Raw genomic sequence first — 22,780 nt, forward strand, 5'->3', positions numbered from 1 at the left:
GATAGAAGCCCGTTTAGGCAACTCTAAAGTACACCTACAAAATCCCTTGATTCCATACGCATCGCGCACAAGCAAGTATCGTAAATAACTGCCACACAAGTTTTCCAGTCAACCGTTTTTAGTTGCCTTCATAATCAAGCTTTGGGACGTATATGAGTCAGGCCGCCTCGGGGACTACCCTGTGGCGGCGCAACACCTCCAGGTAAACGTCCGGCTCGGGTCGGATACGGTAGTTGTCGGTCTCATGCGTCCAGATGACCTTGCCGGTAATGACGACTGTCGGCAATACGGTTTCGCTGTCGTAGCCCATTATTTGCATACCCATCGGCAAGCCGTGAGCTTGCGCTATGCCTAGCGCACGGGCTGCGGCGTTGCCCTCGTCGGTGTTGAAATCGAAATCCACGCCGAACTTTTTCGCCAAATCCTCGGTATTGCTACCCAGCGCAACTGAAAAGGGTGTTGGAATTCCGGCGCGTATAAGGCGAGATCATCGGGTGAAAGACCCAGTTTCGCGCGCGCCGTGGGATATAAAGGTTGATATTTGCGGGTTGCCTGAGTGCGCAGTTGTTTCGCGCGCGCCGTGGGATATAAAGGGTGATCGAGAAACGCGGCCAGCCGCTCGTAGTGCAACTGCTGTTCTTCCCAGCGCGGGCTGAGCTGCGCATATTGGCTGCTTTGCCGCACTTCGGCAAAATATCGCTGCCGCTCTTTTGCGCACAAGATGCCGTGCTCGACGGCGGTCAGGCATTCCCGGGCATAGTCTGTGAAGTCTGCGGCCGAGGCTGGGTCCAGTCCTTGCCGGAACAGCGCGAGAATGGCGGATATGTCGTCCAGCCGATCATAGCCGCTGCTGCTTTGCCACACCAGCGGAAGGTCGTACAAAGCCCATTCCTGCATGAAGGTACAAGGCTGGACCGGAATCCACAGGCAGCCGTCGCCCAGATGCTCGACGGCGAGCCAGTGGCTGGGCCGCACCGGCGGATCAGACCATGGCGCGTCGGCCGCAGAGACAATAAGCCCCCTGCTTACCGTTTCCCGCACATCTTCCCGCAACAGCGCATCGACGACGCGCCGGCAGATATAGTCCTGCTGACTTTTGTCTGCGGCTTCGCGCTGTACGCTCATCAACGGATCTCCCACGCCAAGTCGGCGCCGGCTTGCGCCAAGGCTTGATGCACGGCATCCGCGTCTGTGCCGACGCCGGTCAGGACGCCCAGGTAATCCTTATTGGAATGCGTGATCGCTATGGTGTCACCGGCCTGGCGCAAGACGCGAAGTCCGATGTCGACGGCTCCGCCGCTACGGCTGAACGGCGTGGGAGCGCTGATGATTTGGCCGTCCGCAGAGGGCGTCAGATAACGTATCGCGGCTGCGCGCGGCGCCAACGACAAGGCGGCCAGCGGTTCGCCCAAGTGCAGCCGCAGCACGGTGTCGAACAGCGGGATGCCCAGCGTCTGCTCCAGCAGGAAGTCGCGCCGGTCGCCGATGCAGCGGTAATTGATTTCGATCAGGCGCGGTCCCTGGGCGGTCAACACGAATTCGGTATGGCAGGCACCGAAGCCGATGCCGAAACGGACGATCCGGTTCAGTACCTCCTGCTGCTTTGCCAACTCGCTGCTCCAATCGGCTTCCAGTTCGACGAAGTGCGGCGGCGCGGACAAGCGAACATGAAATCCGCCCAGGGCTTGCAAGCCTTTGCCGTCGCCCAATGTTTCCAGGGTACACAAAGGGCCTTCGAGGTATTCTTCCAATAGCATGACTTGGCCGGGCCGCGCTTGCCAAACCGATTGGCAGTGGGCGGCGAGTTCGGCGCAATCGCGCGCCAAACCGACTTCCTGGCTGGCGACGCCTTCGCGCGGTTTGACCACGCAGGGGAAGCCTACCTCGGCTGCGGCCTGCGCCAGGCTTTCCAATTCCGATGCTACGGCGTACCGTATTGTTTCGATACCTTGCTCGCTGAGGTAGCTGCGCATTTCAGCCTTGTTCTTGGCGCGGTAGGCCACCTGCCAGCTCTTGCCGGGCAGTCTGAAATAGTCGGCGACGACCGCAGTGCTGGCTTGCAGGTGATCGCTGTTGGAAAAAATCGCCGCCGGTTTCTGCCCGCGTCGGCTAATCGCCTCAATCACCGCTAACGGATTGAACACGTCGCAAGCGATGATGGCCTCCGGATAGACAGGCAGCCCGCTTTGGCTAAAGTGCTGGCGGTGCGCTTCGGCCTGATCGGTCAATAGCACCGGCGACAGGCCGAGGCGGCGCGCTGCCGGCAGAAAGCCGTCGTTGACCGATTCGGTCGAGACATGAGTCAGCAGAATCAATTCTTGGTTAGGCATGCGTTTTCCTTATAGATCCATTTGCAGGCTGAGCATCACCGCGCGTCCCGGTCCCGGCATTCGGCCTAGGCTGGTATCCACGCCGCGGAAGTAGTAGTCCTGATTGAACAGGTTGTTGCCGCCAAGGCCGACCCGCATATTGGCCTTGTCGACACGGAAATCCTTGGTGATTTGGGCGTTCCACAGCCAGTAGTCCGGTATCTTGCCTCTGTCGCCAATGGCGTTTTCCGGCACGGTGTTGGCCGCATCGGTGTATGCGGAACTCAGGTACGAGCCGTTGACGTTGAAATTGACAGTATCGATGCGGTAATTGCCTTGCAAGTTAATTTGATGATGCGAACTGAACGGCACTTCGTTATTTTTAAACGCGACTTGCGAGGTGCCGCTGAACAGGTTGTTCAACTGCTGTGTGTCCACATAGGTGTAGCCCGCCTTGAGATTGAGGCCTGCCAGGAAGGACGGGCGCCAGTCGAGTTCGGTTTCATAGCCCTGATGCTGGGCTTCGCCGAGGTTGCGGAACTTGGTGGTGCCGTTTTCCACGACGCCGACGATTTGATTGTCAAAGTCAATGCGGAAATAACTGAACGTGGCGTCGAGCTCCGATAGCGGCGACACACGCAACCCGGCTTCGTAGTTCCAGGCCTTTTCCACACCGGTATCGCCTTCCAGGGTGATTTGGGTGAATTGCACCGGCTGCAAGGATTTGTGCAGATTACCGAACAGGAATATTTTATCCGGCCATAAGTGGAAGCCTACGTCGAGGCCGGGCAGCAGTTCGTTGCTGCGATTGTCGACGACCTTGCCGGTCAGTTGGTTGTTGCTGGATTGGTCGATCCATTCCACACGCAAGCCCGGCGTGACGCTAAGCCGCTCATTCCACACGCTCAAGGTGTCGCTGGCATAGAGTGCAAAGGCATCGGTGCCGAAATGGAAGTCCTGGGCATTGGTGACCTTGCCGGTGCTCAGGCGGCGCCGGTCGACTCCCTGCTCGACGTCTTCGCTGACGTAACGTCCGCCCAAGGTGAATTTGTGGTCCAGCCAGCCGGTCTTGGCGCCTACGGTTAGGCGCGGCTCGGTGCCGTAAACGGTGAATGTGCGCGGGCTGGTTTGTTCGCCGTCGGATACCTTGGACGGATCGAGGTTACAGGAGGTCGCGGCAGCATTGAGCAGACAGCCGACGGTGAACTCCCTGTCGCTGGTGTGGGCAAAATTGGTCCAGTTGAATTCCGCGGGACTGCCGAAAAGATCGAAGTTTTGGTTGTAGACCAAATGCCCCCGCACCGTATCGCCCTGGAATTTATCGTGCGGCCGTTGCGACTGGAAACGATCCTGCGCGTAGGCTTGGGGCGACAGGCTGCCCGGCAGTTGGGTATCGGTGTTGTAATACTGCAATCCGGCCTTGATGTTGGCGTTGTCGGTGACGAACCAGTGGGCATCCAACGCCAAATTTTCCACTTCCGTGCCCGAATGGGCGCGAGACGAATCGCCAAGCAGCGTATTGGCCTGGAATTGCAGGCCTAGCCTGTCGTTCACGAAGCCGCCGGCGCGCAGGTAGCTGTCGGTAAGCACGTTGCCGGTGTCGGTGGAAATGGTCAGCGCCTCCCTGATGGTGGCGCTGAACTTATCCGGGATCGGTTTGCTGACGAAATTGATGACGCCGCCCACATTATTCGGCCCATAGCGGACAGCCGCCCCGCCGCGCACTACATCGACGCTTTCTACGGTTTGCATGGTCAGCGGAAACATCGACAAGCCCGTCTGTCCGTAAGGCGCCAGGGCGATAGGGATGCCATCGACCAGCACCAGCGTGCGGGAGCTGCGCCTGGGGTCCAATCCGCGCACGCCGATATTCGGCAGGATGCCGGTGCCGGTTTCATCCTGGGCGCGGACGCCCGGCACCAGGCGCAACGCGTCTTCCAGCGTGCGAGCGCCGGCCTGTTGCAATTCGGTGTCGGTGACCACGGAGCGACCCCCTGGATAGGTGCGAACGTTGTCCTTGGTTGGCGGTCCTAGCCAGTCTCCTTTGACCGTGATTTCTTCCAATACGGCAGTGTCTTGTTTTTGCTCTGCAGCAGCTAGCGGCAATGAAGCCAGATAGGCACTGCCGGCTAAGGTGATGGCCATGCGAGTGGTCGCGCGTTTCATGATAAGGCTCCTTGATAACCCAGTTGTTATTGTTCGTATAGAGAAGGCGTGTTTCAGCACATGGATCGCGGCGATATGACTAGCTTTCAGGATGTCATGAATCATGCAGGAAAAAGAAGTGCAAATAACTTTAAAGTTAATGAGAATGATTGTCAATTAGATTTATAAGAGGTTTATTTTATTCGCTTAGGCGGCAAAGCGGGCATATTGCTTATCAGGTCCGGGCCTGATTGTAATTTGGATGACAGTATGGGCGGAGTTTGCAAAGGTCTGTTGCTGAACGGCTGCAAGTCGAGACAGTCTGGTTTAATAGAGTCGGGCATGGATGTAGGACGGGTGGCAGAGCGATGCGGATTCGGTACCGGCATTCAGCAAGGCGTTTAATCGTTATTTTGGCATCTCGGCGCAGTCGGGAAGCAAACGAGACTGTGAAAGTATTATCCCAAACAGGTAAAAAACGATTAACCACAGAGGACACGAAGAACACGAAGAACACGAAGAACACGAAGACAATAATCCCATTAATTCAATGCATTGAAACTTCTTAGTCATTGCGTAACAACAGTTAATAATGCAGACCATTACCTCTATGTCTCTACCAATTTGGGAAAACACCATGCCGCCACGCTGTACAAAACCACCGCCAGGAAGATCAACACGGTAAAGCCGAACTGCATCGCAATCAGGGTTGCCAGGATCGCGCTGATCACCGAGGCACAACCGTTAACGCCCCAGGCCCAGGGTATCAGCGCCGGGGCGGTTTGGCTGATTTTAGCCAGGGCCATCGGAAACGGCATGCCCATAAAAAAACCCAGCGGCGCTATCAAAATTATCGAAAACAGGTAGCGCCCCCAGTTTTCCATTTTCAGCAAAAATCCGGAGATCGACTCAAAGCCCAGGCTGTAACTGATGCTAAGCAAGGCAATGGTCGCCATCGGCAGCATAAATGCCGATTTTTCAGCACTATGTGACAGCTTGGTCGAATAATAGCTGCCGACGCCTGCAGACAACAAAAAGGTACTCAGCATCACGGTGATGGCATAAAGCGGATGATGCAGAATCAGGATGAATTTCTGGATAAAGCCGATTTCGATAAACAAAAATGCCAGTCCCAGGCAGAAAAAATACGCCAGCATGCGCAGATGATTTCCTGATTCCGGTTCGATGCCCAGCTTGCTTTTCCATAGCCATAATGGCAACGCTATCAGCAACAGGCTGGCGAGTATCGCCTGCACTAAGGCCGCGATTAACAATAAATAGCCGCTTTCCAGCAAAAAGCTGCCGCCGCTGCCCAATAACGACAAGATCTCGGGCAAGGTTCGCCATTTGAAAAAATGAAACAAATAGGGCCGGTCGTCGGTTGCCGGTTCGATATTGAATTTGTAGGCATCGATAAACGCCTGGCTCTGATCGCCCAATAAAGCCACCGCCGCTTGATACAGAAAGGGTTGTTGCTGGATATTAAAGCGATTGACTTCCGACTCTGCTATGCCGGGGTAATAAACCAAATCGAAGCTGCGTTGGTTGCAGAACTGTTTTAAGCGGCTGATTTCCTCGGCGGATATGACGCCGTTTTTGACTATTAAGGTACTGGTTTGCCAGCCGCGTATCATGATTATCTGCTGGCCGGGTTGCCGGACACCTGTATTTTTAAGCGCGTTAATCACCGTAGCCAATAATTTAGGTTCATCGCGTGGCGGAACTTTAATCCAGCGGGTAATGCTGAGGTAACCGCCAGGGCTCACATGGCGCAGATATTCCTGTATGGCCTGTTCGGTATACAGGTAGTTTTCAGCCATTGAATACAGGCCTGATGTCGATGCGCCAAACGCATCCAGCAATGAAATATTGATCAGGTCATAGGTTTTACGGGTTGTTGCAAGGTAGCCGCGCGCTTCATCGATATGAAGATTTACATTCGGCTTGGAATAAAGATGACCTGCAAAGTCGGCGTATTTTATCTGCATCAGCTCGATGATCTGGGGATTCAATTCAACGGCATCGATGCGCTTAATGGCGTGATAGTTGGCCTGCAAAATATCGCTGCCGGTGCCTGCTCCGAGAATCAGGATGTCGGTCAATTGTTTGAGATGATAGGGCAGGGCGGACGTGGTTTGATCCAGATAGCCGAGCGTTTCAGGCTTGCCGTTATAGCGGGCGATTGCGCTGATATTGTCGGCGTCGGTAAACACGGCCAGCTGCTCCGGCGGTTCTGTCGTGGCATTAAGGCTCAGGCCGGGCGCATGCCGTAGCGGGGTAGTCTCGCTCTTGACTACGCTGATTAAACCCAGCGGGCTGGAATATCGGTCTATGATTTTTGTGCCCGGCACTTGCAGCAATTGATTCAGGCTCTTATACGGCGAAATCTTCAGTGTTACCCAGCCGGTCGGTGTAAAAAAAATCGTCAGCCCGATAATAACGGACGCGATGATCCCGTATTTTGACAGGTGAAAGTTATCAATCGACACCAGCAGGGTTGCGGCTATTCCCGACAGCGTCAATACGGTTAACAGCTGTTCGGGAAACACCGCAAACAGCAGCAAAATAACGCCTGCACTGCCAAGACCCGCACCAAACAGGTCGGCCGCATAGATCGAAGCTACCTGGTTCCTATAGCGGTAAAGAGACAAACCGACGACATTGGCCGCGAAAAAGAATGGCAAGGTCAGTATCAGGTAAATACCGAATAAAAACAGCAGTTGTCGGGGCGCCCACAGGATTTCTGTCGAATTAAACGGGACTTGCTGAGCCAGCAAAAAACAGGCGGGTGCAGCAAGGCTGAACAGCAGCATATTGGTCATGATCGCCGCCGGGAAATGTTGCGTTAAGCGCTCCCGGTTCAGCGCCAAAAAAACGCCGCTAATGCCATAGCCCAACAGCGCCAGGCTGATCATCATATAAGCGAAGTGATGCCACTGGATAACCGAAAACAGGCGCATCAACAAAATTTCATAGGCCAGGGCCGATGCCGAGATAATGCCGACAGCGGCCAACAGCGATAAGCGCGGCTTCATCGTTATTTGCCTGTCAATGCTTGCCGGTGAGCGGGACAAAACTGACCGGCAAAATCTGGCGAGTGGTGACTTTCCCGTCATCATCTTTAGTTATCAAAACCAGGTACTGGGTCATAAACTGAGCGCCGACCGGGATGATCATGCGTCCTCCGGGTTTAAGCTGTTTAATCAGCGGCGGCGGTATATGGCTGGCAACGGCGGTAACGACAATGGCGTCGAAAGGCGCGGCTGTTTCCCAGCCGTAATAACCGTCGCCGGTTCGGGTGTGAACCGCATCATAACCGGTTCGTTTAAGGTTTTCTGCGGCCTGTTTAGCCAGCGGTTCAATAATTTCTAGGGTGTAGACATTATCGACAAGTTCGGCGAGTATGGCCGCCTGATACCCGGAGCCGGTGCCGACTTCCAGAACCCGGTCGGTTTTTTTCAGCTTAAGCAGGTCGGTCATGATCGCGACGATATAAGGCTGGGAAATGGTCTGTCCGTAACCGATAGGGAGCGGCCTGTTTTGGTAGGCATAGGGTCGTTCGGCATCGCGGACAAATTCATGTCTCGGTACCTTGCGCAGGGCATCGAGAACCGGCTCGTCGAGCGCTTCCTGATTCAGGTAATCTCGGGTCGTCACCACTCCAGCCTTGATGATGTCGACCAAGGCATGACGCTGCTGGCGGAAACTGTCTTCGGCGATGACATGGCTGGAAAACAGCAGCAAAATAATGCCGATGACCACTAGCCAAAAAATAAGATGCTTGACTCTTTTCATGTTGACAACCTCCTGGTTTTATCGAGCAAGAATCGGCTGTTGAAATGGGAGTTTAAACCCATGAAAGTAGGTTTGTCTGTAGGTCTTTTCTACAATTGCCAGCCGGTTGGGATAGGTTTATTGTTTAACGGCGAACGCGAATGTGCCGGGTGAATTTATGCGCTAATTCCTAAGCTAATCCAGTGTGGGCGTGATTTATTCGCGCTTTTTAATGCCTATAGCGCGAATAAATCCGCGCCCACGGTTTACCCATGAGGTGATCAATGAACCCAAGCAAACAGCCTGCTTTTATCCGTTTAATTTTTTTAGCTTGCAGCATTTTTTTTACCACAGCCGCCATGGCTGAAGGAGCGCAAAATATGACCTTGATCCTCCAATCGCCTGACTTTGTCCATCTGGGAGAAATTCCCAGATCGTTTACTTGTGACGGTAATGACAGTTCGCCTGCCTTGAGTTGGGCGGGACTGCCGCAGAACACCAAAAGCCTGGTGTTAATTGTTGATGATCCCGATGCACCGGATCCTGCCAAACCCAAAATGACCTGGGTGCACTGGCTGCTTTATAATATTCCGCCGGCTATTAGCGAATTACCGCAAGCCGTTTCTGTCTCTGATTTTCCAGTAGGCACGCAACAAGGGAAAAACGATTGGAAACGAACCGGCTACGGCGGTCCTTGTCCGCCGATCGGTCGGCATCGCTACTTTCATAAGCTCTATGCACTGGATATTGAATTGCCTGATCTGCATCAGCCCAATAAGACCCAGCTGGAAACTGCGATGGCAGGGCATATAATTGGACAGACAGAACTGATTGGAACTTATCAGCGTCAGTAACTGATTAAACGTGTAGACGAAGCCACCAGCCAAACGGCGTATGACGTTATGTTTATAAGCGTGGGCATGGAATGTCCATAATGCGTAGTTTTCATGAACGCAGCCGATCTCAGTGGTCCTGCGCATCCGCTGTATACAGGTTTAGCGTGCAGCTATGGTCGGTCGTTCCGTGTTCCATTTGCAGCGTGCTGTGCTGAATGGAGAAACGCTCTTTCAGTGTTCGCGTAATGTCATCCATAAAAGTGTCGCCAGGGTAACCTTCCGGCATGACCAAATGGACGGTCAAGGCACCCTCGGTCGTGCTCATACCCCAGATGTGCAGATCGTGAATGTCAGTGATGCCGGGACATTGGCGCAGATAGGTTTCCACTTCGGTGACGTCTATATGCGCTGGGACGGCACTTAATGCCAGCCGTAACGAATCGCGTAGCAGACCCCAGGTGCTAATCATGATAACTATCACGATCAGAAAACTGATGACCGGGTCAAGCCAGTACCAGCCGGTATACATCATCGCTATACCGGCAACGACCACGCCCAGCGAAACGGCCGTATCAGCCATCATGTGCAGGTAGGCGCCGCGAATGTTCAAGTCGCCCTTGCTTCCCTTTACAAATAACCATGCGGACAGTCCGTTAATAACGATCCCGGCGGCCGCCACCAGCGTGATCGTCAATCCGGCCAACACAGGAGGCTGCGAGAAGCGATGACCGGCCTCCCAGGCAATGGCCCCACACGCGACCAGAAGGAACATGGCGTTTGCCAGTGCGGCCAGAATTGAGGTGCTGCGCAGACCATAGGTGTAGCGCTCGTTCGGTGCCTTGCGACCGAGGAGCGCCGCACCCCATGCCAGCAGTAGGCCTAGCACATCGGAGAGGTTATGTCCTGCATCGGCTATCAGCGCGGTCGAATTGGCCATGAAGCCATAGCTGAACTCAACCACAACAAAAGCCGTGTTTAAAACGATGGCAATGACAAAGGCATGACCATGATTGTTTGGATCACCGTGATGGTGATGACTGTTACTAGGCGAGTGTCCACTGTGATCATGATCGTGAGAATGCTTATGTTCGTGTTGATGTACCATTATCCTGCTTCCGTATGAAGTTCGGCGATGTGTTCCAGCATGTCAGCAAACACTCCCGAGATAGGTTGATCGGCGTCGGCATAGAACGAACACACTGGCTTTCCATGTCGACCTGCTTTGACGAGTTACGCGCGCAGATAATAAAAAAAATCGTAGTCCACGAAAAGCACAAAAAGCACGAAAAAACCGGGTACAGAAAAGCGTGTTTGATGTAATAACCAAAGCGCCTGAATGAGTAAAGGAACCTTGGCTAGCATCGTCATGCTGACATGAACGCCAGTATCCAGTCACATGAATATGAATGACTGGGTATTTACGCCGCCATATATGAATCTAGGTTTTTTCGTGCTTTTCGTGGACAGTGCGTAACATTAGTTAATCATACAAGAACCTATGTTATAGGGTCTGTCAAATATTCATAGTGATAAATCACGATGATATGTTCGCTTAATCGTCAATAAACTTAACGCTAAAAAAGCAAACACCGCCCCGCAATAAAAGGTAAATTCAGCGCCGTAACGATCCCATAACCAGCCTGCAATCAGGCTGGACAACAGCATAAACACGCCGCCGATGAAATTAAACAGACCGAATGCCGTTCCTTTCAGCTCCGGCGGCGTAGTCTCGGCAACCAGAGTCGCCAGAATGCCTTGGCTGAAACCCATATGTAATCCCCATAACGCTACGCCCAGCATAAGAACAGGAATTGATGTGGCTTGCGCCAGCGCCAGGTCGGCAAAAATCAAAAAAAACAAGCCGATTCCAAGTAAGTATTTTTTATTCATACGATCAGACAAAATGCCTGCCGGATAGGCGGATAACGCATAAACCAGACTCATCACCACCATGACCAAGGGTATCCAGGTGACCGCTAAACCCATTTGCTGGGCGCGCAAGACCAGAAAAGCTTCACTGAATCTGGCCAGGGTAAATAAGGCGCCGATAATAACGACCCACCAATATTGCACGGGAAATCGTGTTAGTACCGCCCATTTTAACGGCGAATGGAAAGGGCGCGCTATCACTCCGGAAGGCTCATCAACACCAATGACAATAAGCATGACTGCAATGACGGACGGAATCACTGCGGCCCATAGCACCAGCTTGATGTTGCCGTTGAGTAGTAGCAATAGAAGAATGGCCAGAATAGGGCCTAGAAATGCCCCTACTGTATCCATCGATTGCCGCAAACCAAAACAGGCGCCGCGTATGTTCGCCGGTGCAACATCGGCAATCAAGGCATCGCGCGGCGCTCCGCGTATGCCTTTACCGATTCTGTCGAGGAAACGCGCGATGAATACGGTGATCACTGAATCGGCCAGAGGGAACAGCGGTTTGGTTAAAGCGGCAAGTCCATAGCCGAGCAACAACAATATTTTCCGGCGGCCGAAAAAATCGCTGATTGCACCGGAAAATACTTTGACAATATTCGCAGTTGCTTCGGCAATACCCTCAATCAAGCCGACAGTCAACGCGCTGGCTCCGAGTGTTGTGACCAGAAATACCGGTAACAGGCTGTGTATGAGTTCTGAGGATAAATCCATAAACAGACTGACAAAGCCAAGTGCCCAGATGGTTCGTGGAATAGGTGTTGCCATATTTTTCAGTATGTTAGCGAGGTAATGATGATTGGGTTTCAGTCCTTTTTATCGCTTGCATTGTTATCTTTACTATCGCCCGATGCCAAGACTTTAACTTCGACAGATTTACCATCCACATCACCCTCCACATCAAAAAAGAATTCCTGCACGCTTTCAACCTCGGTTATTTTAATTTCAGGGTAACCTTTTTTAATCGCGTTTTGTGCGGCAAGTGGTAATTGCGCAAACTGCATACCCTGTTCAATTTCCATCACCAGGCCATTGGCGGCAAAAGTGATATCTTTACTGATACCGTCATTTTTACTTTCAATTTCGTATTTAGTTATTCCTTCATCCTGGATGGCTTCGACTTTGGTAATGCTGCTACGAACCTGATGCTTCAGTGCCGACGCCTGGACAGCTTCTGGAAGTTTTTCAAACGTTATCTCGCGGGTTTCCTCGGCATAAACGGCGGCAGAGAAGGTTAAAGTGACGAAAGTTGTGATTAATAGTTTTTTATACATGTTTTTTTCCTGTTGTTTAATGGGGGTTGAACTCTTTTGTCGAGTTAGCGATAGCGTAACCCGAGGTAAAAATTGTGTTTACCGTGATTTAGCGAAAGCAGACTCTCCTTTTATCGTTAAAGATATTTTGAGCAATGCCGGTAGTAAAATCAGCACCAGCGGCATCTGGACAATCAGGCCGGAAATAATGGCAATGGCCAATGGTTGCAGCATTTCAGAGCCTGCGCCGATGCCTAAAGCCAATGGCATAAGCGCAAGAATCGCGGCCACCGTAGTCATCGCAATTGGGCGCATGCGGTTATTCCCTGCGGTAATCATGCGCTGAATTCCCACTTCTGACTCAGGCAGACTTTGGTATTCGGAATAATAAAAGATACTGACCTCGGTGACGATGCCGATCACCATGGTCATACCCATCATCGCGGTGATGTTTAACTCGGTATTGGTCAGCCATAAGCCGACAAACACGGCCGCTACCGCCGACAAGGTGGTCAGCATCATCGACAGTGCCACATGAAAATATTCATACAAATACAGTAACAAAACAAAAACCAGCGCCACCGCCGCGATAAACACGATAATCAGGTCATGAAACGCAATGCGTTGTTGTTCATATAAACCGCCCAGAACATAATAAACATCATGCGGCAACATGCCGGGTTGATCGAGTGTTTTAATGACGTCGGCAACGGTAGATCCCATGTCCCGTCCGCTAATACGCGCAGTGACGGCCACCATACGTTTTAAATTATCCCGAGCGATTTGCGCCTGCCCGGTCTCCGTGCTGATTTTTGCAATCCGTTTAAGAGGCACCCAATGGCCGTCTGGCGAGCGCATACGCAGATTGTCTAATGCCCGAATTGTTGAGCGTTCGGCCCGGGGGATCCAAACGCGCAGGTTGACCATCTTGGGGCCTTCCTGCAATTGCGTGGTAATGGTACCCTTCAGATAATTATTAAGCGTCTGTGTTACGGCATCCGGACTGAGTCCTTCCAGTGCGGCTTTATCACGCAATACACGGATATTCAACGCATCTCCGGCCGGAATCACGCCATTGTTAATGTCAACGACGCCCGGTATTTTTTCCAGTTTTAGTGCGACTTTCGTCGCCAGTTCTTTTAATAACGGACCATCATTAGAATACAGTTTGACTTCGATCGGTTGCGGAACCGCTGTTAAATCGCCGATGATATCTTCCATCAGTTTGGCGAGTTCAATGCTCAGTCCCGGAACTTGCATACCAATCTGCTCTCGAACGCTGTCCATCACTTCATCCAGATTGCGCCGGGGTAATGGCTTTAAGCGCACAAAAAAGTCACCTTCATTGGCTTCAGTCAGGAAGCCTCCCAAACTGTTACCGGTGCGGCGAGAATACGTCTCCACCTCAGGTATGTTGTGCAGAATCTTTTCAACTTGTTTTAACAAGCGGTCCGTTTCCGATACCGACGTACCGGGCGCGGCCCGGTAATCGAGAATAAAACCACCTTCATCCATTGATGGCATAAATCCTGAGCCGGTCTGTTGCCAGCCAAAGAAACCGGCGGCCAGCAGCGGAAGCAGCGCGGTCAATATCAGCCAAGGCCTTGGCAACATCACTTGTAACAGGCCTTGATAGCGTTGATGAGACCAGCGGGTCAACGGGCCGTTTTCTTCCTGTTCGGTATCTTTTTGCGTCAGGGTATGAGCAGCCAGCAAGGGCACAACCAGCCAGGCTATTACAAAAGAGATAAGCAGTGCTGAAGCCATGGTGATCGACAAGGCTTTGAAAAAACTGCCGCTGACGCCGGATAAAAAGGCTAACGGCGCAAAAATGATAATCGTCGATGCTGATGAGCCTGCTAACGGCTTGCTGAATTCGTTGACGGCCAGATGAATCCGTTCCAGATAGGTCCCAGACGCTTCACGCATGCGGCGAATAATATGTTCGATCATGACAATCGAGTCATCGATAATCAACGCCACGGCGGCGGCCATGCCGCCCAGGGTCATGATATTAAAGCCAATCCCCAGTAAATGAATGATTAATACGGTCGTGGATAAAGTCATGGGTACGGTAATGGCGGCAATCAAGGTGACCTTGATATTTCGTAAAAACACCAGCAAAGTAACAATGGCTAGCCCTAAGCCAATCAACAAGGCTTCTTTGACGCTCTGGGCAGAGGCTACAATCAAATCGCTTTGGTCGTACCATTTGGCGATTTTAATACCTGCAGGGAGCTTCTGTCTGATCAGTTCCAGTTGAGATTGTGCGTTGCGGGCGATGTCAACCGTGCTACTGCCGGGTTGTTGATTAATTTGAAACAGGACGGCATCGCGACCCTCGGCGGTGATCCTTTGCCATTGCGGCGCGGTCGATTTAACCACTTGTGCGACATCTTCAAGAAAGACCAGGCCATTTTGACCACTCCGTAAAATAGTCTGCGCGATCTGTTCCGAACTCTGTAACTGGGTATTGGCGAGTATCAAATAAAGCTTATAGTTTTGCTCCAGTCGGCCTACCGCCTGGATAACATTGGCCGTCGATAAGGCGTTGGCAATATCATCCAGACTTAAACCCAAGGCGTTGATGCGTGCCGGATCGACAAGTACCTGGTATTCCGCAATTGCACCGCCCAGTATATCCACTTTTGACACGCCGGGAATGGCCGACAAGATCGGTCTGATTTGATAGAGCGCCATATCCCGAAGATCGACTAGACTATGCTTGGCGGATGACAGACTGTAACCTAGCACGGGAAATATCGTCGGATCCATGCGTCTGACGCTAAATGACAAGGTTGCAGGCAGCGTTGAACTAATTTGATTAATGGCCGACGCAACTTGCAGCGTGGCCGACACCATATCCACGCTCCAGCTAAAATTAATGGCGATATTAGCGCTGCCGCGACTGGTCGCAGAACGGACATTCAGCACTCCCGGCACGGCGCGCACCGCTTCTTCTACCGGCCAAGTTACCTGAACAGCCATGCGCTCGGCAGGCATGTCGCCGGCATCGAGATTAATAACCACTCGTGGGAAGGTCACCTGAGGAAACAAACTGACCGGCGTACTGCCAATGACAAAGAATCCGGCGATGGCGAATAGACTGAGTGCAAACAGAATAGAGCGACGGTGACAATGGCTCCATTCCGTCATGGTGAGACTCCTTTGTCGAGTTGGGTGCTCGGCGCCACGGACACCACCATACCAGGTTCCAGTTCGTAGTTGCCTAACACGACTACGTCATCCTGATCCTTTAAGCCGGCCGCAATCACTTCAACCTGTCTATCGTTTTCCAGGCCCACTTGTACTGGATGCTTAACGGCATGACCGTTTTCGACTGTAAACAGACTGTAGCCGCCATCATCGGGCAACACCGCCTGACGGGGAACCAGTAAGGTATTGACCGTGGAGATAACAATCTGACCTTCAACAAAGTCGTTGATCAGCAAGGTCTGATTTAACTCAGGCCTGACAAAGACATTGAGCAAGCGGGTGGTCGGATCGATCTGATGGGTGATAATTTCGATATGGCCTTTGACCGGTTCCGAAACAGGCGTATTGACCGGTCTAATCAATACCTGTTGGCCGACTTGCAGATGCTCGTAATCCTCCGGTTCGATCCCTAAGCGCACCATCCACTGATTCTGATCAACAAGTTGCAGCAACGGCGCACCGGCAGAAACGATTTGTCCTTGTTGCACATTAACCAGATAGATAATACCGGCGTTTTCCGCTCTGATGTGCTGTTCTTTACCTATGCCTTGGTCAAGCAGATTTTTGAGCATGACCGTAGCCTGTTCGACACGCAATCGGGAGCCTACCAAATCCTGTTTAGTCGCCAATTTCAGGCGTATGCGTTCTTGCAACAGTTGATTTTCGCGTGATGCCGCCGCCAGTTCTCTTTGCGCCTGCTCCAGTTGCAACATAGCGCTCGCGCCCGGCTTTAAGGTCAGTAACAAATCGCCTTGCCGGACAATTTGGCCCTGATTGACCCGCATTTTATCGACCTGACTGGTATAGGGCACGCTGACTGTCTTCAACTTGTCCGGTAAAGGCAAAACCACGCCATAGGCGGTAAAAGTTTCTTTGATTTCTCCTTTTTCTAGTTTGACCGTTTCAACCTGAGCAACCGGCGCCGGTTCGGAAACCGGCGTGTCAGGGCTGGTTACAGCCTGCGGCTTTGCCAACCCATAAAGCAATGCACAAGCGATAACGAAAGTCAGTAATAAAACCGTCACGACGGTTATTTTAGAATAGGATTTCATAATTTTTTTTCATTAAAATCAGTGGCTACATGATAAAGTCCGCTCGCAACCTCCAAAGCAATTCCCGCCTGCACTAACTGCAATTCCAAGTTCAGCAGGTCAATTTTTTTATCCGTCAGACTGTTCCAGGCCACATAATAATTAAATACGTCAACCTGGCCATTTTCGATACCTGACTGATAGGCGTTAACCAGATTGGCCAAATCGGGAATGGCATGACGAACGGATTGAATTTGCTTGTTTATCGATGCGATAGTGACCAGCAATTCGGCAATATCGGCTCTGGCTTGAAACAGCCGACTGGTATATTGATCGAACAGTTGTTGCCGCGTCGCCCGATCAAGCGCGATTTGACCCTGATTACGATCAAATATGGGCACTGTCATCGAGACGCCAAAGCCCATGGTATATAGGTTGCTGTTATCCCGGGCAGAATTAAAGCCGATACTGATTTGCGGAAATTGTTGCATTACGGCGATATGCAAGCGTTCTTCCTGGCTTTCATAGCCTCGTTTCAAGGCCATTAAATCCAGGCGACGGTTTTCAACGTTATGTATTAAAGCGTCATAAGCCGGAGCGTTCATAGCGGCAACGAGTTCAATATCTTGCTGCAAATTGACCACCTCATGGGGTTTGAGTCCCATGGCCCGGTTTAGTTGTTGTTGCTGCTGTTTTATTTGCAATTTAAGGGCGAGCAAACGAATATCAACCAGGTTTTTTGCGGACACAGCGGCGACCCGTTCAAGCTCTGTGACCAATCCCAATTCAGCGGCTTCTTGCAAGCGCGCACGGTTATCTTCCAGACGCTGCGCCATTTCGGAGAGTAAAGCCTGTTGCCGGGAGTAAACGATCAATTGATAAGCCGCTAATTTTGCCGCCTGAGCGATTTGCCATTCCTGCCAGGCGATTTGCAGATCAATACTCTGTTGCTGTTTCCCGGCAGCCGTTATTTTGTTCTGCCGCCAAATCAGAGCCGTCGCCTCCCAGCTCAGGCCGAGTCCAAAGGCGTTGCTCATACTCAGGTCGGTACCTCCGGAAGGCGCGGAAAAACTGTAGGATACTTGCGGGTCGGGTAATAATCCGGCCTGTAAAAGTTGCGCCTTGGCAATGCCATGTTGATCTCTTGCGACGCGTAATTCCGGATTGCGTAATACCGCCAAAATAGCTGCTTCATCCGGCGACAAACCGTCCTCCATAGTAAACTTAACCGGTTCGAGCAGAGGATGCTTTATTTTTGCCGCCTGGATAGTGAGCTGTTCACGCGATGGCGTTTGCAGTTGCTGCTGAATAGAGTCCTCTGTCAATGGGAGTGGTTGATAATGAGCACAAGCAGAAAGTACAAGCGACAATGCAATGCTAATAGCCCAGTGATAAAAGCCAATACTTTTAAAAGGATACAACTGAAAGTTATTAGCTGCTTGCAAATAGCTAGGGGTCATAAAAAGTTTCTGTCTATAAGGATCGATGATGAAATAACTTGGACGTAGTATAGTAGATCGGGTTTAGCCTTAGCATAATCCGACATTCAAATCCATATAGCTTAAGTGTATTTAAATTGAATTCTTTTTCTCCACGGCCTGATAATACAAGAGATTACCTTGCCGGAGTCTTTCCGTATCATTACCAAATGGTAATATACCTGACTTATAAAAGACGATAATATCTCTATCATGCGAATTCTTTTAATTGAAGATGATAAACAGGCGGCGGCTTATCTGGTTAAGGGCTTGACTGAAAGCGGTCACATAGTTGATCACGCCGCTGACGGAGAGAAGGGTTTAGATCTGGCTTTAAGCGAAAACTATAATGTTCTGGTGATTGATCGAATGTTACCGAAAAGGGATGGTCTCTCGCTCATTCGTATGCTGCGTGCTGATAGGAGACATACTCCGATTCTGGTATTGAGTGCATTAGCTGAAGTCGACGATCGGGTCGAGGGCTTGCGTGCGGGCGGTGACGATTATCTGGTTAAACCCTATGCCTTCGCCGAATTACTGGCAAGACTGGATGCCCTGGTGCGTCGGCGTACTGAGACTACGGCGCCAACGCATTTAAAAATAACGGATCTTGAATTAAATCTGCTCACTCACAAAGTCACCCGTGCAGGCCATCTGATTCGTTTACAACCTATGGAATTACGACTGTTGGAATGTCTGATGCGGCATGCCGGTCAAATCGTCACGCGCACCATGTTGCTGGAACAGGTATGGGATTTGCATTTCGATCCTCAAACTAATGTTGTTGATACCCAAATAAGCCGTTTACGTTCCAAAATTGATAAGGATTTTGACAAACCGCTACTTCATACTCTCCGTGGGATCGGCTATAAACTCGATGCCTACACGGATGTAGGCGAATAAATGCTTCTCGGTAATGGCTCCTGCATTACCCTACTACACGCCGTCCATGGCGTTATGTCTGATCTGCATTCAATACATCCCTGTGTTTTGGGTGTTAGCAGGATGCGTAAGCTTTGAGTTCCCGTAGATTGTTCAACACATCCGCTATGCGTATTGCTTTGCGCTATGCCGGACTTTATGCGGTGTTAATGACCCTGGGTTTGAGTATCTTGTACTGGACCAGTAGCGATTACGTTGATGAACAAATCAGCACAGGTTTGAAACAACGTATGCTTGAATTATTGCGAATTGATAAGGAAAAAGGCCGCGATAACGTCATTCATAGCCTCAACGCACAACAGACTATCGATGTTAAATACCGTCGCCATTTCTTGCTGCTGGATCCAAACTATAAAAAACTGGCCGGCGATTTGGAAGAATGGCCGCCAAACTTAAACCGTTACGGAGAAGTGGCCAATGTCTGGATTGAAGGCAAGCTCATTTCGGATCAAAGCAAAGAAGACGCTTATTGGCCTATGATCGCAACAACATTGCCCGATGGCAGCAGGCTGTTGCTGGCCCAGAGCCTGGAACAGGCAGAGGAATTACAGGAGGTTATCCTCTATACCATCGTCATGATTCTACTGGTCTCGGTGAGTTTGGCATTGACCATGGGCTGGTTTATCGGACAAACCCTGTTAGCGCGAATCGACAATATCAATACCACAGCCAAAGCGATTACCTCGGGCGACTTCTCCCGACGTGTGCCTTTAAGCAAGCGTAACGACGAGTTTGATGAACTCGCCGAACAGCTTAATCGCATGTTGATGCGCATTGAACAATTGCTGGCCGGCATGCGTCAGGTCACTGATAATATCGCCCATGACTTGCGCAAACCACTGTCACGATTACGCAGTCGACTGGAAATCACCTTGCTGGAAGCACGCGATCCGATCGAATATCGGCAAGTCCTGAGCGAAACCATTGAAGATGCCGATGACTTGATTCGTACTTTTAATGTTTTGCTAGAAATCGCGCAAACAGAGGCTGGAAGCTTTCGGGGTGAATGGCAGCCTGTCAACTTATCCACCTTGCTTGAGGGGCTAGGTGAGCTTTATCAGGAGCTGGCTGAATCACAAGGCAAGCACTTAACCATCAACGTGCAGCACGGCCTTAGCGTAATGGGTAATCGGCATCTGCTGGCTCAGGCCATCAGCAACTTGCTGGATAATGCTATTAAATATACTCACGATAACGGACAAATTACTTTAGAGGCTGGACAGCAACCAGAAGGGCTTGTCGTGCTAATTAGCGATAACGGCCTCGGTATTCCAGCCGACAAGCACTCTTTGGTCTTGGAACGGTTTTCTCGCCTGGATGCAGCCCGTAGTACCTCCGGAAGCGGCTTGGGACTCAGTCTGGTTAAAGCGGTTATGGAATTGCATGTTGCTTCTGTTGGCTTGGAGGATAATCAGCCGGGCCTCAGGGTCCGGCTTCATTTTCAATAGAGCTGGCCTACTTAAAAGCCGTTGCCGAACAATCCGGCAAAGTCGCTATGCTTACTCCACTTAAAAAACTGGCGAATCTAACTCAATGGGTAAACAATAGCCGGCAAGCTGAATTTTAACCAATTAACAGGCGAAATAGTAAATTGCAAACAAAACATATTATTTTAATTATCATCCTATCTGCCATGTCGGGGCGTTCTGTGAATGCACAAGAAATAGAAAATAAAGTCAAAAATCTGCTGTCTCAAATGACACTCGAAGAAAAAGTAGGGCAGATGACGCAGGTCGATTTTTCGGTTATCGGCGATCCTAAAGAACAAAATGCCGAGGATCAGATCAATCCTGCCAAGTTGGAGGATGCGGTGTTAAAACACCATGTCGGCTCCATCCTTAATGCGCCTTTAAACCGGCAGGTAGGCTCCATTCTTAATCCGTCTTTTACGTCGGCTAACAATGCGCAATCCGTTGAGATATGGCGAGAATTAACGCGCACCGTGCAGGATGCGGCGGCAACAACCCGGTTGAAAATTCCGGTCATTTACGGGATAGACGCGATTCATGGCGCGACTTACACGCAAAATTCGGTATTGTTTCCGCAGGCCATTAACATGGCGGCAACGTTCAATTCGGAACTGGCTTTCAAGGAAGGCGAGATTACCGCAAGGGAAGTGCGAGTTTCCGGTCTGCAATGGAATTTTTCCACGGTGATGGATATCGGTCGCCAACCGCTTTGGCCGCGCTTGTGGGAAACTTTCGGCGAAGATGTGCATTTGGCAACGGTGATGGGCACGTCTTATATTAAAGGTCATCAGGGCGATAATTTTTCTGCGGTCGATAAAGCGCCTACTTGTTTGAAGCATTATGTGGGTTACAGTTATCCGCTTAACGGCAAAGACCGGACGCCGGCCTGGATAGGCGAAAGAACGCTGCGCGAATATTTTTTGCCGACGTTTGAAGCGGGTATAAAAGCCGGATCGCCGACGGTGATGGTTAATTCGGCGGAAGTCGACGGCATTCCCGGACACGCCAACCATCATTATCTGACCACGATTTTACGCGACGAATTGGGCTTTAAAGGCTTTACCGTGTCCGACTGGGCCGACATCAAGCGTCTTTATACTCGGGATAAGATGGCCGCTAGCGAAAAAGAGGCGGTCAAAATGGCGGTGATGGCCGGTATCGACATGAGCATGGTGCCGTTCGATTTTTCTTTTTATGATTTGCTGATTGATTTGGTCAAATCAGGCGAGGTGCCGATGTCCCGTATCGATGAAGCCGTGTCCAGGATACTGACGGTCAAGTATCAGGCCGGATTATTCGAGCCTAAACCCTTACTGCCGGTGGCAGGTAATTTTGCCGCGGCGGAAGCCATAGAGACCAATCGTCAGGCGGCACGGGAGTCGATTATTCTGGCAAAAAACGACCACAACATCCTGCCGCTTAAAAAAGACGCCAATATTCTGGTGACCGGGCCTACCGCCAATTTGTTGAGTGCGATGAATGGCGGCTGGACGATTACCTGGCAGGGCGATGCCGAGGATTTATATCCTCAAGAGAAACTGACGGTCTTGGAAGCCATACAGGAAAAATCCACCGGCAAAGTGACGTATATCGGAGGCGATGCTTTTGATGCGCCCATCGATGTTCAACAGGTGGTTGAAGAAGCCAACAATCACGATGTGATTTTGCTCAGCTTAGGAGAAAAACCTTATACGGAAACCGTGGGCAATATTGAGTCGTTAAACCTCGACCAGGCGCAAGTCGAGCTTGCCAATGCCGCGATTGCAAGCGGAAAACCGGTGATTCTGCTGACCTTGGGCGGTCGTCCGCGCATTATTACCTCGATTGCAGAACGGGCTTCCGGCGTTATTTTGGGCTTCTTGCCGGGCATGGAAGGCGGCGAAGCCATTGCCGATATTTTATATGGCGACTATAACCCCAACGGCAAACTGCCTGTTTCCTATCCGCGCAACACCAATGGCATTACGCCGTATGATTACAAACCGATGGAGTCGTTTGAGGGAAATACTTATAACCCGCTGTATCCGTTTGGGCATGGTTTGAGCTATACAACCTTTGCAACCAGCGGTTTGAAGGCGGAAAAAGAAAAAATCCGCATGGGTGAAAATATCAATGTCACCGTTAAGGTCAAAAACACCGGCGCGTTGACAGGCAAGGAAACGGTATTGCTTTATATTAATGATGTGGCGGCTTCGGTAACCCGTCCCAACAAACAACTCAAAGCGTTTAAAAAAGTCGAGTTGAATCCTGGTCAAACTGAAAACGTAAGCTTTACCTTAACGCCGCATGATTTGTCGTTTATTGGCGTTGATCTTAAGCGGATTGTGGAGCCGGGAGATTTCAAGGTGATGGTTGGTAATGAAATAGTCGGTTTTACGGTGACCGAATAAAG

At 51.0% G+C, this 22,780-nt stretch carries 17 protein-coding genes; 5 read left to right on the top strand and 12 right to left on the bottom strand.

The window, feature by feature from the left end; translation table 11 throughout:
- Positions 1-157: 157 nt before the first annotated feature.
- From ABXJ76_RS08170 to ABXJ76_RS08185, 4 genes are read right to left on the bottom strand one after another with little or no spacing between them, the layout of a single operon-like run.
- On the bottom strand, positions 158-403 hold the full coding sequence (locus ABXJ76_RS08170) for a hypothetical protein (RefSeq protein WP_432745901.1): 246 nt from the start codon (positions 401-403) through the stop codon (positions 158-160).
- Positions 352-1,125 carry an IucA/IucC family protein gene (locus ABXJ76_RS08175; RefSeq protein ID WP_432745903.1) on the bottom strand — a complete coding sequence of 258 codons (774 nt, stop codon included), beginning with the start codon at positions 1,123-1,125 and terminating at the stop codon, positions 352-354. The genes ABXJ76_RS08170 and ABXJ76_RS08175 overlap by 52 nt, the downstream gene beginning before the upstream one ends.
- Positions 1,125-2,330, bottom strand: coding sequence for an ATP-grasp domain-containing protein (locus ABXJ76_RS08180; protein WP_432745905.1), 1,206 nt, complete (start codon positions 2,328-2,330; stop codon positions 1,125-1,127). Before ABXJ76_RS08180 ends, ABXJ76_RS08175 begins: the two co-directional genes overlap by 1 nt.
- A gap of 9 nt (positions 2,331-2,339) precedes the next feature.
- Entirely contained in the window at positions 2,340-4,475 is a 2,136-nt protein-coding gene (locus tag ABXJ76_RS08185) for a TonB-dependent receptor family protein (protein ID WP_432745907.1), read from the bottom strand.
- Between the two features lie 249 nt (positions 4,476-4,724).
- Between ABXJ76_RS08185 and ABXJ76_RS08190 the strand changes: the two genes are divergently transcribed.
- A complete protein-coding gene (locus tag ABXJ76_RS08190) occupies positions 4,725-4,859 on the top strand; it encodes a hypothetical protein (RefSeq protein ID WP_432745909.1) in 135 nt (44 codons plus the stop codon).
- A gap of 203 nt (positions 4,860-5,062) precedes the next feature.
- Here ABXJ76_RS08190 and ABXJ76_RS08195 read toward each other — a convergent pair whose 3' ends face one another.
- Both ABXJ76_RS08195 and ABXJ76_RS08200 read right to left on the bottom strand, forming a co-directional pair.
- Entirely contained in the window at positions 5,063-7,489 is a 2,427-nt protein-coding gene (locus tag ABXJ76_RS08195; protein ID WP_432745911.1) for an SAM-dependent methyltransferase, read from the bottom strand.
- A gap of 13 nt (positions 7,490-7,502) precedes the next feature.
- Complete coding sequence (locus tag ABXJ76_RS08200; protein WP_432745913.1) at positions 7,503-8,249, bottom strand: protein-L-isoaspartate(D-aspartate) O-methyltransferase; 747 nt, start codon at positions 8,247-8,249, stop codon at positions 7,503-7,505.
- A gap of 263 nt (positions 8,250-8,512) precedes the next feature.
- Between ABXJ76_RS08200 and ABXJ76_RS08205 the strand changes: the two genes are divergently transcribed.
- Complete coding sequence (locus ABXJ76_RS08205; RefSeq protein ID WP_432745915.1) at positions 8,513-9,082, top strand: YbhB/YbcL family Raf kinase inhibitor-like protein; 570 nt, start codon at positions 8,513-8,515, stop codon at positions 9,080-9,082.
- A gap of 109 nt (positions 9,083-9,191) precedes the next feature.
- On the opposite strand, the gene ABXJ76_RS08210 is transcribed toward ABXJ76_RS08205, so the two are convergent.
- From ABXJ76_RS08210 to ABXJ76_RS08235, 6 genes are all read right to left on the bottom strand, one after another.
- Complete coding sequence (locus tag ABXJ76_RS08210; RefSeq protein ID WP_432745917.1) at positions 9,192-10,169, bottom strand: cation diffusion facilitator family transporter; 978 nt, start codon at positions 10,167-10,169, stop codon at positions 9,192-9,194.
- A 416-nt stretch (positions 10,170-10,585) separates the two neighbouring features.
- Entirely contained in the window at positions 10,586-11,767 is a 1,182-nt protein-coding gene (locus tag ABXJ76_RS08215; RefSeq protein WP_432745919.1) for an MFS transporter, read from the bottom strand.
- A gap of 38 nt (positions 11,768-11,805) precedes the next feature.
- The gene (locus ABXJ76_RS08220) at positions 11,806-12,273 is read right to left on the bottom strand and encodes a PepSY-like domain-containing protein (RefSeq protein WP_432745921.1); all 468 of its coding nucleotides are present in this window, start codon (positions 12,271-12,273) and stop codon (positions 11,806-11,808) included.
- A 78-nt stretch (positions 12,274-12,351) separates the two neighbouring features.
- Complete coding sequence (locus tag ABXJ76_RS08225) at positions 12,352-15,408, bottom strand: efflux RND transporter permease subunit (protein ID WP_432745923.1); 3,057 nt, start codon at positions 15,406-15,408, stop codon at positions 12,352-12,354.
- A complete protein-coding gene (locus ABXJ76_RS08230) occupies positions 15,405-16,520 on the bottom strand; it encodes an efflux RND transporter periplasmic adaptor subunit (protein ID WP_432745925.1) in 1,116 nt (371 codons plus the stop codon). Before ABXJ76_RS08230 ends, ABXJ76_RS08225 begins: the two co-directional genes overlap by 4 nt.
- The gene (locus tag ABXJ76_RS08235; RefSeq protein ID WP_432745926.1) at positions 16,517-17,959 is read right to left on the bottom strand and encodes a TolC family protein; all 1,443 of its coding nucleotides are present in this window, start codon (positions 17,957-17,959) and stop codon (positions 16,517-16,519) included. Before ABXJ76_RS08235 ends, ABXJ76_RS08230 begins: the two co-directional genes overlap by 4 nt.
- A gap of 231 nt (positions 17,960-18,190) precedes the next feature.
- Here ABXJ76_RS08235 and ABXJ76_RS08240 point away from each other — a divergent pair, with 231 nt between their 5' ends.
- The 3 genes from ABXJ76_RS08240 (at position 18,191) to ABXJ76_RS08250 (ending at position 22,778) form a co-directional block, all read left to right on the top strand.
- On the top strand, positions 18,191-18,880 hold the full coding sequence (locus ABXJ76_RS08240; RefSeq protein WP_432745928.1) for a winged helix-turn-helix domain-containing protein: 690 nt from the start codon (positions 18,191-18,193) through the stop codon (positions 18,878-18,880).
- A gap of 113 nt (positions 18,881-18,993) precedes the next feature.
- Positions 18,994-20,367, top strand: coding sequence for an ATP-binding protein (locus ABXJ76_RS08245; protein ID WP_432745930.1), 1,374 nt, complete (start codon positions 18,994-18,996; stop codon positions 20,365-20,367).
- Between the two features lie 200 nt (positions 20,368-20,567).
- Entirely contained in the window at positions 20,568-22,778 is a 2,211-nt protein-coding gene (locus tag ABXJ76_RS08250) for a glycoside hydrolase family 3 N-terminal domain-containing protein (protein WP_432745932.1), read from the top strand.
- The last annotated feature ends 2 nt before the right edge of the window (positions 22,779-22,780 follow it).

Source organism: Methylobacter arcticus, assembly GCF_050917435.1.
GTDB lineage: Bacteria > Pseudomonadota > Gammaproteobacteria > Methylococcales > Methylomonadaceae > Methylobacter_A > Methylobacter_A titanis.